A 13,142-nucleotide genomic window follows, 5' to 3' on the forward strand; every position below is an offset into this window, starting at 1 on the left:
TTCTGATTTTAGATTTTAGATTTGTATAATCTTAAAAGTTAAAATCAATTTTTTAAATCAGTATATTAATTCGGGAAGATTAAATCTTAAATTGTAATTCTAAAATCACCAATCTAAAATCTAAAATCATTTTATTCCCACTCTAATGCTTTTTTCTTGATGATGTAGAAAAAGCCAACTAAAAGAAGTGACATAAATACGACCATCTTTAGCATTCCTTCTATGCCAAGATCTTTGAAGTTTACAGCCCAAGGATAAAGGAATATTACCTCTACATCAAACAATACAAATAAAATAGCAACTAAGAAATATTTTACTGAAAAAGGAACACGGGCATTACCAACAGATTCGATACCGCATTCGAAGTTTTTATCTTTAACCTCAGAGGTTCTTTTTGGTCCTAATTTTCCAGAAATAATAATAGTTCCTACCACAAAACCAACTGCTAAAATAGCCTGCATTAAAATAGGAATGTAATTGTATTGATCAGATTGCATAATCTTAGGTTTTTTACTTAAAGAATAAGTCACAAAGATAACTTTCAACTCTGTAAATCACAAACTAAAAAATGATTTAAGTGTGCTGTTCAAGGGTGTTTGCGGGTAATTTTTATTGATTATAAATAACAGTAAGCTATTTTATGTTTTTTTTAAGATTTGAGCAAAAAAAAACGTTTCGAAATAAATCGAAACGTTTTTAAACCATTCAGAGGCAAAAAAAATAAATTGCTATATTTTTCTTAGATTACTGCTACTTTAGCAGCAACTTTCCCTTTTCTTCCTTCTTCTTCTTCGTAGCTTACACGGTCACCTTCGCGTAATTCTTCCGCGTTAATTCCTGAAGCGTGAACGAAGATATCTTTTCCTGTTTCTTCGTCTGTAATGAATCCATAACCTTTAGATTCATTGAAAAATTTTACTGTACCTGTACGCATTGTAATTGTAATAATAATTTATAATGAAGCAAATGTAAGATATAAATTCATACAAAAGACAATAAGCTGTTAATTTTTTGTAAAAATTATTGATTCACAGGGTTTTCGCTATTTATTTTGCATCAATTTTGATCTGGATACGCTTTATTTGAGAATCATCATGTATTGTGGGAATAATCTTCAGACTTGTTGTCTTTTTATTATTTGTAATTTATGTAAAGTCGTGTTGTACAGGTTGCAACGGTGTAATCTGAGATGTAAACTTTCTCTTTTTCAATTATTGCGGTATTAGGAGGAATAATCGACCATATTGTCTTCTCTTTTGCTATTTCCCGACCGTCTTTCATTTTGAGAATAAAAAACAATTTGTAAGTCTTGAGTTTCTTGTCGAAAACATTCAATTTTGAATTATTCTTTAACTCATATTCAATCTCAACTTCTTTATTGTTGTTTTTTTCTGAAAAGCATATTGTCTTAACTTGTAAGTTAAAATCTCTTTCCTGGTCATCGGCATTCTGTCTCTTAAAAGAGTCGTCTTTTACAGTAGTACTGGGTACAAATGCACAGCTGTTTAAAATGAAAATTACAGAGATTAAAAGCAATTTTTTCATAGCTATTTAGAATAAAGCATTAAAAGTCTCAAAATTGAATCGCTATTGTATTGATTTTTGAATTTAATATTTACGTTTTCGATTTTTTCTCTGGATAATGGCATGTAAAACGAATACATAATTTCATCGAATTTTATAACTTCTTTATCGTGGAGATTTTTAAAAACGGCACTTCCCATTAAGTTGTTGAATGTTTTTTTGTATTGTTTAAAAAGGGTTTGATAAATTTTTGGATGGTTTTTATAGTCACTATGCCCTTCTGTTGTGAGTTCGTCTGCTAAAAAGCCCAAATAGGGAAGGTCTAAAAGAGCCTGGTCCTGAGTAATAAAAACCATATTGGTCAATGCTTTTAGGTCTTCTTTTTTGCTTGTGCCGGGATAATGGGCTAAAAAATCCTGCATTTTAACAATTGTTTTAAAAAGATCTGAGTAACGGCCTTCTTTGTTTTTTTCTTGAGATTGTTCTAGTCGTTTGTATAATACATCTGTTAAATCATGTATTTTATTGGAAGCGGTTAAAATGGTCTTTTTTTCTTCCATGTTAAAATTTTTCAGATCAGCAACCAGTAATTCTTTACTTAGATCATTATAATGTTTTGTAAGGTTGAAAAAGTAGTCATCTGTATTTTTAAAAAACAGACTTTTATCCTCTTCTTTTTCATTAAAATCATTGACTACGCTCAACAGGAAATCATAAAATTTAGAACATGCTAAAACCTGATAAATTACTTCAACACGGTTTTTTCTGATTGCGATTTCTTGCTCTGAAACATTACTGTTTATAAGAAGTTTTCCTTTTTGATTGCTAAAATAGACAGTATCAAAATTTTGTTTTTTCGAAAAATCATTATTTTCGAAGTCAATAAAAGGTTTGCCTTCGGAATTTAATAAAAAGGACAAATCCTTGATTTTTTTCTCAGGCATTTCTGCTAAATACCTGTAGTTTTTATTGTAATCAACAAGTAAAGCTTTGTCTTTGAATTCGATTGCTTTTGTGTTATTTCCCAAGGCATAATAACTTGTAGAGATATTAGCCATTAAAGCCCAGTAAATCTTTTTGGTTTTTTTATCATTATAATCGTATTTAGAAACTTCAGTTTCCCAAAATTGTATTTTTTCTAAAAGCAGATTTTTAATTTTAATATAATTTTCTTCGTTGTCTTCTAGTTTTCTTGTGATTTCAAAGGCATCGACAGATTTATTTATTTGTTCAAGATCATCGTCTTTGAATTTGTATAAGGGCAGTGTTTCTTCTATTCGGCTAAAGTCAATAGTTTCTTTAATTTCTTTAAAAAAATTATATAAAACAGTATTGGCATAAATGTCACGACAATTTTGGTCAATTGTTACGCTATTTTTTTTTAGAAGTTGCTGTAGCTGGCTGTTGGCAATTTCCTCTGTTTTAATACTGAAATTGTTATAAGTACTTACCTCTGAAACGGATTGTGAATAGTTAAAATCTTTGCTATAAACAATTTCGTTTTTTCGCTTAATGGTAAAGTTTAATTTTGAAGAAAATATAATTTTTCCAATATAACTAATATCATTAATGTTATTGATTTTTACTACGGTTGTATTAAGCTCGGTACTTATGGGGCGTATATACAATAAATAGTCGCTCTTTTCGGGAGCGACTATTTGCAGGTTTCTTAAGTTAAGATTTTTGATTGCGTATGCAGAGACTTGATTGTCTATTGCGCTATTGTTTGATGGATCTTCGATGATCACACCAATTGTATTACTTTCTATTTTTATTTTTGGATATTTCCAGTCGTAAAATGAATATAAAACTTGTTTTGGACTCTGGGCATATAAGTTTATTGCGAAAAGCAGCAAAATCAGTTTTTTCATAATCGTTTTAGAGCTATTTAATATCCAGTTTAATCGAAAGTTCTTTTAACTGAGCATCATCAATTGCAGCAGGAGCATCGATCATAACATCGCGTCCTGAATTGTTTTTAGGGAATGCAATAAAATCTCTGATCGTTTCCTGACCTCCTAAGATCGCTACTAATCTGTCAAGACCAAATGCTAAACCTCCGTGTGGTGGTGCGCCAAATTGAAAAGCGTCCATCAAAAAGCCAAATTGTGCTTTTGCTTCGTCTTCTGTAAATCCTAAATATTTGAACATTAATTGTTGTGTCGCTTTATCGTGAATACGAATCGATCCTCCACCAATTTCATTTCCGTTCAATACCATGTCATACGCATTTGCACGAACTTTTCCCGGCTCAGTTTCCAATAACGCCATATCTTCAGGTTTTGGAGATGTAAACGGGTGGTGCATTGCATGATAACGACCGCTTTCTTCATCCAGTTCTAATAATGGGAAATCAATTACCCAAAGAGGAGCGAATACTTCAGGGTTACGCAATCCTAAACGAGTTGCTAATTCCATACGAAGTGCTGAAAGTTGTGCACGTGTTTTGTTTGCAGGACCTGAAAGTACAAAAATCATATCTCCGGGTTTTGCTCCGGTAATTTTTGCCCATTGTTCTAAATCTTCCTGATCGTAGAATTTGTCTACAGATGATTTAAAAGTTCCGTCGTCATTACATTTTGCATATACCATTCCTGATGCTCCAACTTGCGGACGTTTTACCCAGTCAATTAATCCGTCAATTTCTTTACGGGTATAATTTCCTGCTCCCGGAACTGCAATTCCCACAACTAATTCAGCAGCATTAAATACTGGGAATTCTTTGTGTTGTGCAAATTCGTTTAACTCACCAAACTCCATCCCAAAACGAATGTCCGGTTTGTCGTTTCCATATGTTTTCATGGCATAATCGTAGGTAATTCTAGGGAATTTATCTACTTCAATACCTTTAATTTCTTTTAGTAAATGTCTTGTCAGACCTTCAAAAACATTCAAAATGTCTTCTTGTTCTACAAATGCCATTTCGCAATCGATTTGTGTAAACTCTGGCTGACGGTCTGCACGTAAATCTTCGTCACGGAAACATTTTACGATCTGGAAATATTTATCCATTCCGCCTACCATCAATAATTGCTTGAAAGTTTGTGGTGATTGTGGTAATGCATAAAATTGTCCTTCGTTCATACGGCTTGGTACAACGAAATCTCTTGCGCCTTCCGGAGTCGATTTGATTAAGTAAGGAGTTTCTACTTCGCAAAAATCTAAATCAGATAAATATTTACGAACTTCCATTGCTACTTTATGACGGAATAATAAACTGTTTTTTACAGGATTTCTTCTAATATCAAGGTAGCGATATTTCATTCTGATATCTTCACCACCATCAGTTTCGTCCTCAATAGTAAACGGAGGAGTCAAGGCAGCGTTAAGTATAGTTAATTCGGTAACTAAAATTTCTATGTCACCGGTAATCATGTTTTTATTTTTGTTCTTGTCCTCACGTTCAATTACAGTTCCTTTTACCTGAATTACGAACTCTCTACCAAGAGTTTTTGCCAGTTCAAAAACAGTTTTGTCTGTACGGCTTTCGTCGAAAATAAGTTGTGTAATTCCGTAACGGTCACGTAAGTCGACCCAATTCATAAATCCTTTATCGCGAGATTTTTGAACCCAACCCGCTAGTGTAACTTCCGTATTAATACTTGAGGCGTTTAATTCGCCACAATTATGACTTCTATACATGATCTAAATTTTAGACTGCAAAAGTAAACACAAAATTCAAATTAATATAGTAAAGTCGTAACTTGATGTTCATTAATTTCAAATATTTTGTTAATTCTTAATTTAGCAGCTCTAATTTCTTTAGATTTGAATCACTAAAAACAAACTTTAATTTATATGAACAAACTTTTTGTAACCGGCCTGTTGATTTTTAGCGCTTTGAATGTCATTGGTCAAGCTAAAAATCAAGTGAAATTTACGGCTAAAATAGCGAACAGAAATAGTGATACTTTGGTGATTAAAGGAAGAGATAATTTTAAGCAAGTTATCCCAATTAATAAAAAAGAGCTTTTTGTGGCTAATTTTGAAGCTCCAAAAGGATTTTATATGTTTTCTGATGGTACAGAATCTTCTAATTTATATCTAAAATCGGATTCAGATATTAGCTTAACAATGAATGCCAAAGAATTTGATGAAACGATTGTTTATAAAGGGAAAGGTGTTGATGAAAGCAATTTTCTGGCACAGCAAGCTTTAAAAGACGAAAAATTTCGAGAGGAGGCTTTCGTAAAAGAACCTGCTGAGTTTGCATCATTATTAGAAACAAAGAGAAAGACGGATATTGAAAATGTTGAGAAAGGGAATTTTGATCCTGAGTTTAAAACTGCATTAAAACAAAGTTTTGAAAGTTTTAACCAATATGCTGTTCAGGAATATGAGAGAGCTTCTAAGGCAAATAAACTTAAAGGAAAACCTTCTCCGGGTTTTGATTATGAAAATCACAAAGGAGGAAAAACAAAACTTTCTGACCTGAAAGGTAAATATGTTTATATTGATCTTTGGGCAACCTGGTGCGCACCGTGTAGGGCTGAGATTCCTTACTTGCAAAAAATTGAGGAAAAGTATCACGGAAAAAATATTGAGTTCGTAAGTATTTCTATTGATAAAGTGAAGGACAATGAAAAATGGAAAAAATTTGTAACGGACAAAAATCTGGGCGGTGTACAATTGTTTGCTGATAAAGATTGGGAATCTGAGTTTGTAACGAATTACGGTGTTACGGGAATTCCAAGATTTATTATTGTTGATCCTAACGGGAATGTTTTCAGTTCTGATGCTGACAGACCTTCGTCTCCAGATCTTCAGAAGCAATTAGATAAATTATTGAAGTAATTTATTGATAAAATTGAAAACGATATAGTTCTGTTTCATTTTTAAAGAATACCAGTAAAACCAAGGCGCAAGCTTTGGTTTTTTCATATCCGGCTGATTTCCAATGTTAAGCTTTTACTCAATGTTACCAAATTGTTAAGTAAAAGTTTTTTTAATGTAAACAAATAATTATATTTGATATAAGATTTGATAACATTAATACCTAAAGATATGAAAAAGTGTGTAATTTTAGTTGCAATATTGTTCTCTGGAATTCTAGTTGCACAAGAAGTAAACCCGGAATTAGAAGCTGTTGGAAACAAAGTAAAAGCTACTTACTATTATGAAAATGGTAATGTGCAGCAACAAGGCTTTTTTAAAGATGGTAAATTAGATGGTGTTTGGGTATCGTACGATGAAAGAGGGAATAAAGTTGCGGTAGGCGAATACACAGACGGATTGAAAACTGGAAAATGGGTTTTCTTCAATGAAAAAAACCTTTGTGAGGTTGCGTATGAAAACAGCAAAATTACTTCAGTTAAAAATTTGCAGAAAAATGCTTTAGCAAACAGAAATTAATATGATTTCTAAAACATAAAAATAACCGCTCATTCAGCGGTTTTTTTTGTATCATGACATATTGTGTTGTCGAAAAATATACAATATTTTGTATTAGCTAATTATTTTAACTGCAAAGAACACAAAGATATTTATCAGCAAGGTTTTATAAAAACAGAAAGTTCGGAGAGCTTTATATTAATATAGCTTTGCGAACTTTTTGTTTTCTATGCGTAAAGTAAAATTAAATCCTTGCGTGCGATTAAAATTTTTATGCCTTTATTTTTTTGCAGGATTTATTTCTTCTTCCATACCAGATTATAAAACCGGTTACAGGCAGGCATGCAGCAATCAGGCTGACAATAAAAGCAATAATTTTTCCCGGCAGATCTAAGATTTGACCTGTGTGAATCCCATAATTCATTTCGACAACTTGTAAGCCTAAACTTTTTTCATCAAAAGTCTGGCTTTGAAGTAGCTTGCCGTCATTTGGATGAAAATAATAATTGCTCTGATGATCGTATCGTAGCGTATGCGGATAAGCTCCTGTATTAATGATGTCTCCTTTTTGTTGCGGATACGTTACAAAAATCATTTCGGCTTTTGGCTGTAGTTTTACGGTTTTAATAAAAGCAAGATCGACGGCAGTATTTTTATTATTGCTAAATTTAGTAGTGTCAATTACCGGAATTTTTGTTTCTAAGTTTTTGTCACCGCCAAAATTGAAGGTTTTATAAATCCCGTCTCCAACCCATTCATATGTAAAAGTTAGACCTGTAATGGCGATAATAACCGCGATAATCGAAATGTAAAATCCGGATGTATTGTGCCAGTCATAATTTACACGGCGCCATTTTGCAGACCATTTTACAGAAAGACTTCTTTTTAGGTCTTTCTTTTTCTTTGGCCACCATTGAATAATTCCTGAGATCAATAATAAAATAAAAATGATGGTTGCACCGCCAATAATGTGTTTGCCTATATAATCCGGTAAAAGCAAATAAAGGTGAATATGTTCTACAATGATGAAAAAATCTGTTTCGGGATTTTCGGTTTTTAAATATTTTCCTGTGTAGGGATTAAAGTAGAGATATAAACTTCCTATATCAGAATATGTATATACGATTGCTGCACGATCTCTTCCGTAATAGGAAACCATGCTTGATTTATAACTTGGTAGAATTTCTTTTGCCTTTTCCTGTAAAACAGATGGCAATACAAAAGGTTTGTTCTGAGGTTCTGCCAATCGCCATTCTTTTCGGGTAATATCTTTTATTTCGTCATGAAAACAAAAAATGCAACCGGTCACACTTATAATAAAAACAATAAGCCCGGAAATTAATCCGAGCCATTTATGTAGAAAACGTACTTGTTTTTTTAAACCCATGTTTTGAATAAAGCGTAAAAGTATATGCTTAATCAATAGAGGGCAAATTATTTAAGCTAATTTTTAGGAAACTGCTTTTTTTGACTTTAATGTAAATGAAATATAAAGTGTTATGGATGCCAAAACAATCCAGAAAACATCTACAAAGAAAACCTGAATATGATTTTGCATAAACGAATTCCAAAACCAATTTCCGGAAACGATTCCGTTTGTAATTGGAATTAAAAACCCTAAAATACTTCCTGAAAGTAAACAGAATTTATTGGTAAATGCGTCATTCTTTTTAAGAATAAAAAATAACGTTAGCAATAACCATTCTCCAAAATAAAGACTGAATAAGTTAGATTGGCTTAAAGGATAAAATATTTTTGCACCAATAAATGCTAAGGCTGTAATAGGGTACATACTCAAACAAATTGCCAAATAAATACGGACAACTGCTGCATTGAAGCGTCTTTTTTTCTCAGGCAGATTATTTTTTTGTCTGGCAACTAACCAAATCATTACACCTGAAATGATAACAAAACATGTGATGATTCCTAAAACGAAACTTACGATTCGTAATGCGTATCCTCCGTAATCACCAAAATGAATTCTATATAAAACATTTTTGACAACATCTAGATAGTTGTTTTGTGTGATAGGGTTTTTCTTTGCGATTTCTTTTCCGTCGCTAATTCGGTAAACAACTTTTCCTATTCCGGTGAATTTTTTATTGCTGAGCATTTCACCTTCAACCAAAACGTGCATATTCGCATCGCCGTAATTCTGAATAAAAACGCGTGTAATTTCAAAATCTTTCCAATTGCTTTTTGCTTTTGCAACCAATTGATCAATATTAAAAGGAGTTGCCAGTTTTTTATTGTCAAACTTGTAATCCGGATCAGTATATTCTAATTCTTTGTATAATTTACTCTGATCGCCTTTGTATAAAGTCATCACAGCAGGTGCAACAATCAAAAGTTTAATCATAAAAAAGGCTCCCGTTACGGCATATACAAACTGAAATGGCAGACCAATCATTCCAAGTGCCGTATGAGCATCTGTCCACAATGTTTTTAATTTTTCCTTTGGACGGAAAATATAGAAGTTAGAAACAATCTTTTTCCAGTGTAATAAAACACCGGTTACGATTGCGAATAAGAAAAACAAAGCAACAAAGCCTGAAAGGTAATAACCAACAGGATAAGGAATTTGAGCTAAGAAATGTAATCGGTATAGAAATTCGCCTAACGAATAAGATTGTTCATAGGTGAATGTTTTAAAGGTTTTCGTATCAAGGTAAAAAAACGATCCTTCTTTTTGCTTGGCCGGAGCCAAAGTATCTTTGGTGCCTTCGAGATAAACGGCAACTCTTCTTTCGTTGCTTGGTTTAGAAATGGTAATATTTCTTCCGTGCAGAATATATTCCTTGTCTAACTTGTTTAAAGCTTTGTTATATTCTAATTGAATTTCATTAGTAAGGGCGGTAGATTCATTTCTTTCCCAGTTGTTGATTTCATCTCTGAAAAAAGAAAAGGATCCGGCGAAAAAAATGACAAAAAGTACTACGCTGATAACAATTCCGCTAACGGTATGTGTATGAAAATAGATATTATAATTACGGTTATTCATAAGTTATTTTGCTATCGGATTGCAGGTTTGGCCCAGATAAATAAATAGAGAAAAAACTAAAGTAAGGAGTATATATATCCCCCAGATTTTCAATCCGCTTTTTGCTAAAAAAGCAATTACCATAAGCGCTACCCAGAGTATGAATCCGCTAAAAGCCATTGTCATCAAAATATTAGCACGATTGAACCAGGATGCTAATGCTAAATGAAAACTGACTGAAACAAAATAGCCGCCAATTATAGCCGCTGTGATTTTGGCAAAGCGTTGCCATATAGATTGGGTTAGGTATTTAGGATTTGCTGGCATATTTTGGTTAGAAATAAGTTAGTTGTAATAAAATTCTATTATAGCAACAATTGCAAAAAGGGCAATAATAGCAAATGGACTAATTTTTTTTAACGGTGCTAAAATGATAATTAAGCTTCCAACGGTCATAAGCTGGATAAAAAACATTAAAGTTCCGCAACATAAAGATTGAGTAACAAGCCAAAGTGAGTAGGCTAATAAAAGAAGTCCTAAACCCACGTATTTGGTTAGTTTAGGATTGCTTTTCATCCACTTCTCAAAACCAAGATCATAAGATAAAGTAGCTCTTTTTGAGGTGTAGTAAAGTGTGTAAAAAGCTAAAAAAACGATAAGGCTTGCTATTGTTATCATAATTTTATTGAATTTAAAAAACACCTTTCTGCTATAAGAGAAAGGTGTTTTTGATTTTATTAGAATTTGTAAGTGAAACTTGCTGCAAAAGTTCTGGGATCTTTAGGATGAATTGTTGACCAACCATCGTAAATTTCTTCGTTTGTAATATTGTTTACTTTAAGATTGATGGCGAATTTTTCTGCATTATAAAATAAAGACGAATTCAATGCTACGTATTCCGGAATTGTGAATGTTCCTGCTGTTGCTCTGTTCATGATCTTGTTATCACCAACATAATTCCCTCCAAATCCTAAACCAAATCCTCTTAATGAGCCTTGGGTAAATTTGTAGCTTGCCCAAAGGTTGGCTAGATTTTGAGGTCCTGAACTTTCAGGTCTGAAACCTACGAAATCAGGATCGCCGGCAGTTAATTTTGCGTCATTGTAGCTATAACCTAACATAATATTTAAGCCAGGAACAGGATTGGCTACGATTTCGGCTTCAAAACCTTTATTGTGCTGACCACCATTTTGGTAATTTGTTACTTGAGTTGCTGAAGTTCGTATGCTATATACCTGATCTGTTACTTTGATATCGTAATAACTGAAAGTAGCATAAACTTTATCTTTTAGAAGATTCAATTTCGTACCTGCCTCAAATTGATTTGCGTGTTCAGGGTTAAAATTTCTTGGCGTTCTTGTAGTACCATTAACATCTTCGCCCGGAGCAACGTTTGCAAAACCATTCATGTAGTTGGCAAAAAGTGAAACTTTGTCTAAAATAGGTTGGTATACTAAACCAAATTTTGGAGAAAATGCTGTCTGATTATAGTTGTCTGTATTTGTTGAAACATCACCACTATTAATGAAACGATCAGCACGTAAACTTACCATTGCTGATAAGGCTGGTGTAAAGTTGAATACATCTGAAAAATAAGCGCTGTAAACTTCTTGTTTCGTTTTACTGTTGTTTCTTGGGCCATTGCCTACAATGATATCAGATGCTGCCTTTGTCAGAATCCCTGTGTCACCACCATTTGACGGACCAAAATGAGAGTTGAAATTTTGTAAATCGTCTCCAATGTATACAATTCCGTTAGTAAAATATCCGGAACCATGATCTGTTGCTGTTCTGTTGAAATAATCAAAACCAACTACAAGTCTGTTTCTTAAGTCTCCGATTTTGAAATCACCAATAAAATTTTGCTGGATGTCAGTCGTGAGGTTTTTACTGTCCTGATAGTTGAAAGATCTCCCTAAAACAATTCCGCTATTTAGGTCCTTATATTTAGGGTCGCTTGTTTCCTCATATAAATAAGCATAGTTTCCTGTAGACTTTGCTGAACTTGAAGAGAAAACGGTTTGCGATCTCCATTGATCAGAAAATTTGTAATTCATTTGCGCCTGTATATTATACGAAGGCGTTTTTAAGGTAAGTTCGTTACTGGTGTAAGAACGTTTGTTGTCGTATTTTAGTTCAGAGATATTGTGAACTCTTAAAGGATTGCTTCTGTCTAAAAACAACATGGTAGGATTTGTTGTTTCGTTGCTCATAAACTCAGTGTTTACCAAAAATGATAATCTGTCGTTTACTTCATAAGATAATGATGGAGCAATAAAAAAAGATTCTCTAAAACCGGCATCCTGAAAACTTTCTTGTTTGTTGTATGCTGAGTTTACTCTGAAGTTTATTGTTTTTTTGTCATTTAATGGCGTGTTTAAATCTACAGTAACACGATTTAAGCCATAACTTCCGCCAGTGTAATTTACTTCTCCGCCAAATCCTTTATAAGGTCTTTTTGTGGTAGTATTTATTAATCCTCCGTAAGAAATTAAACTGCTTCCAAATAAAGTTCCTGATGGTCCTTTTATGATTTCAATTCGGTCAACATTTGCAGGGTCTAAACTTCCGTTTGTTAAACCTGGTAAACCATTAACCATGGTTGGCTGAACAGCAAAACCTCTTAGGGAATAATATCCTGCACCATCTCCGCCACGGCCTGTTGCTGCCCAAAGTTGGGTAATACCAGATGCGTTTTTTAAAGCATCATCAAAATTAGTTACAACTTGTTCTTTTAATACTTCGCCTGTGATAGTGGTATAAACTTGTGGATTTTCAAGATTTTTAAGTGGCAATCTTGATACTTGTTGATTTTCTTTGCGTGCAAAATGATTTTTGCCTCCCTTTACCACAACTTCTGTAAGTTCTTCTGAATTTGAAATAAGATTCACGTTCTGGATTGCTTCTTCGCCTTCGTTAATGGTAATCTTTTTTTCAGTAGAAGTATATCCAACTCCGGAAACTTTTAGAGTATACGTTCCGGGTTTGATGTTTTTTATTCTGTAGTTACCATCCTGATCTGTAGTTGCCCCAAATCTTGTTCCTTTTAGTGCAACAGAAATACCTTCAGGAGATTCGTTATCGCTTAATGATATTTTACCTTTAAGGCTTGCTTTTTCTTGTGCTGAAATATTTACAGTCGCTAGTAGAAAAAAACAAAAGCTCAAAAAAGAAATTATGAATTTATTCTTCATCTTTATTTAGAATTGATTTTAATAGCGCAAATTTAGTTGTTGATTATCAACTACACAAGCTATTCTTATTTATTCTAAATAAAATAATTTTTAAAGGGTAAAATTTACGTTTG

12 protein-coding genes are annotated in these 13,142 nt (G+C 32.9%); 2 read left to right on the forward strand and 10 right to left on the reverse strand.

Going from position 1 to position 13,142, the window contains the following annotated elements:
* Positions 1–131: 131 nt before the first annotated feature.
* From NJT12_RS18995 to aspS, 5 genes are all read right to left on the reverse strand, one after another.
* Positions 132–497, reverse strand: coding sequence for an NADH-quinone oxidoreductase subunit A (locus NJT12_RS18995; protein ID WP_271337500.1), 366 nt, complete (start codon positions 495–497; stop codon positions 132–134).
* A 242-nt stretch (positions 498–739) separates the two neighbouring features.
* On the reverse strand, positions 740–934 hold the full coding sequence (locus NJT12_RS19000) for a cold-shock protein (RefSeq protein ID WP_007137066.1): 195 nt from the start codon (positions 932–934) through the stop codon (positions 740–742).
* Positions 935–1,134: 200 nt separating this feature from the next.
* Positions 1,135–1,545 (reverse strand): hypothetical protein, encoded by a 411-nt coding sequence (locus tag NJT12_RS19005; protein WP_271337502.1) that lies wholly within the window; start codon positions 1,543–1,545, stop codon positions 1,135–1,137.
* A gap of 2 nt (positions 1,546–1,547) precedes the next feature.
* The gene (locus tag NJT12_RS19010) at positions 1,548–3,395 is read right to left on the reverse strand and encodes a hypothetical protein (protein WP_271337503.1); all 1,848 of its coding nucleotides are present in this window, start codon (positions 3,393–3,395) and stop codon (positions 1,548–1,550) included.
* 13 nt (positions 3,396–3,408) lie between these two features.
* Entirely contained in the window at positions 3,409–5,166 is a 1,758-nt protein-coding gene (gene aspS / locus NJT12_RS19015) for an aspartate--tRNA ligase (RefSeq protein WP_271337504.1), read from the reverse strand.
* 156 nt (positions 5,167–5,322) lie between these two features.
* Here aspS and NJT12_RS19020 point away from each other — a divergent pair, with 156 nt between their 5' ends.
* Together NJT12_RS19020 and NJT12_RS19025 are read left to right on the forward strand one after the other, a co-directional pair.
* Positions 5,323–6,318, forward strand: coding sequence for a TlpA family protein disulfide reductase (locus tag NJT12_RS19020; RefSeq protein ID WP_271337505.1), 996 nt, complete (start codon positions 5,323–5,325; stop codon positions 6,316–6,318).
* Positions 6,319–6,528: 210 nt separating this feature from the next.
* Positions 6,529–6,876 carry a toxin-antitoxin system YwqK family antitoxin gene (locus tag NJT12_RS19025; protein ID WP_271337506.1) on the forward strand — a complete coding sequence of 116 codons (348 nt, stop codon included), beginning with the start codon at positions 6,529–6,531 and terminating at the stop codon, positions 6,874–6,876.
* Between the two features lie 250 nt (positions 6,877–7,126).
* On the opposite strand, the gene NJT12_RS19030 is transcribed toward NJT12_RS19025, so the two are convergent.
* From NJT12_RS19030 to NJT12_RS19050, 5 genes are all read right to left on the reverse strand, one after another.
* A complete protein-coding gene (locus NJT12_RS19030; RefSeq protein ID WP_271337507.1) occupies positions 7,127–8,242 on the reverse strand; it encodes a PepSY-associated TM helix domain-containing protein in 1,116 nt (371 codons plus the stop codon).
* A gap of 63 nt (positions 8,243–8,305) precedes the next feature.
* Positions 8,306–9,856 (reverse strand): PepSY-associated TM helix domain-containing protein, encoded by a 1,551-nt coding sequence (locus NJT12_RS19035; RefSeq protein ID WP_271337508.1) that lies wholly within the window; start codon positions 9,854–9,856, stop codon positions 8,306–8,308.
* Positions 9,857–9,859: 3 nt separating this feature from the next.
* Positions 9,860–10,162, reverse strand: coding sequence for a hypothetical protein (locus tag NJT12_RS19040; protein WP_271337510.1), 303 nt, complete (start codon positions 10,160–10,162; stop codon positions 9,860–9,862).
* Positions 10,163–10,180: 18 nt separating this feature from the next.
* Positions 10,181–10,513 carry a hypothetical protein gene (locus NJT12_RS19045; protein WP_271337511.1) on the reverse strand — a complete coding sequence of 111 codons (333 nt, stop codon included), beginning with the start codon at positions 10,511–10,513 and terminating at the stop codon, positions 10,181–10,183.
* Between the two features lie 59 nt (positions 10,514–10,572).
* On the reverse strand, positions 10,573–13,029 hold the full coding sequence (locus tag NJT12_RS19050; protein WP_271337512.1) for a TonB-dependent receptor: 2,457 nt from the start codon (positions 13,027–13,029) through the stop codon (positions 10,573–10,575).
* Between the last annotated feature and the right edge of the window lie 113 nt (positions 13,030–13,142).

The sequence above is a fragment of the Flavobacterium azizsancarii genome, from assembly GCF_027980145.1.
Lineage (GTDB): Bacteria > Bacteroidota > Bacteroidia > Flavobacteriales > Flavobacteriaceae > Flavobacterium > Flavobacterium azizsancarii.

Bases quoted from the DNA above. Each gene is read 5' to 3' on its own strand.
- NJT12_RS19030 (WP_271337507.1), bottom strand. From the start codon at position 8,242: ATGGGTTTAAAAAAACAAGTACGTTTTCTACATAAATGGCTCGGATTA.
- NJT12_RS19000 (WP_007137066.1), bottom strand. From the start codon at position 934: ATGCGTACAGGTACAGTAAAATTTTTCAATGAATCTAAAGGTTATGGA.
- NJT12_RS19050 (WP_271337512.1), bottom strand. From the start codon at position 13,029: ATGAAGAATAAATTCATAATTTCTTTTTTGAGCTTTTGTTTTTTTCTA.
- aspS (WP_271337504.1), bottom strand. From the start codon at position 5,166: ATGTATAGAAGTCATAATTGTGGCGAATTAAACGCCTCAAGTATTAAT.
- NJT12_RS19005 (WP_271337502.1), bottom strand. From the start codon at position 1,545: ATGAAAAAATTGCTTTTAATCTCTGTAATTTTCATTTTAAACAGCTGT.
- NJT12_RS19010 (WP_271337503.1), bottom strand. From the start codon at position 3,395: ATGAAAAAACTGATTTTGCTGCTTTTCGCAATAAACTTATATGCCCAG.
- NJT12_RS19045 (WP_271337511.1), bottom strand. From the start codon at position 10,513: ATGATAACAATAGCAAGCCTTATCGTTTTTTTAGCTTTTTACACACTT.
- NJT12_RS19025 (WP_271337506.1), top strand. From the start codon at position 6,529: ATGAAAAAGTGTGTAATTTTAGTTGCAATATTGTTCTCTGGAATTCTA.
- NJT12_RS19040 (WP_271337510.1), bottom strand. From the start codon at position 10,162: ATGCCAGCAAATCCTAAATACCTAACCCAATCTATATGGCAACGCTTT.
- NJT12_RS18995 (WP_271337500.1), bottom strand. From the start codon at position 497: ATGCAATCTGATCAATACAATTACATTCCTATTTTAATGCAGGCTATT.
- NJT12_RS19020 (WP_271337505.1), top strand. From the start codon at position 5,323: ATGAACAAACTTTTTGTAACCGGCCTGTTGATTTTTAGCGCTTTGAAT.
- NJT12_RS19035 (WP_271337508.1), bottom strand. From the start codon at position 9,856: ATGAATAACCGTAATTATAATATCTATTTTCATACACATACCGTTAGC.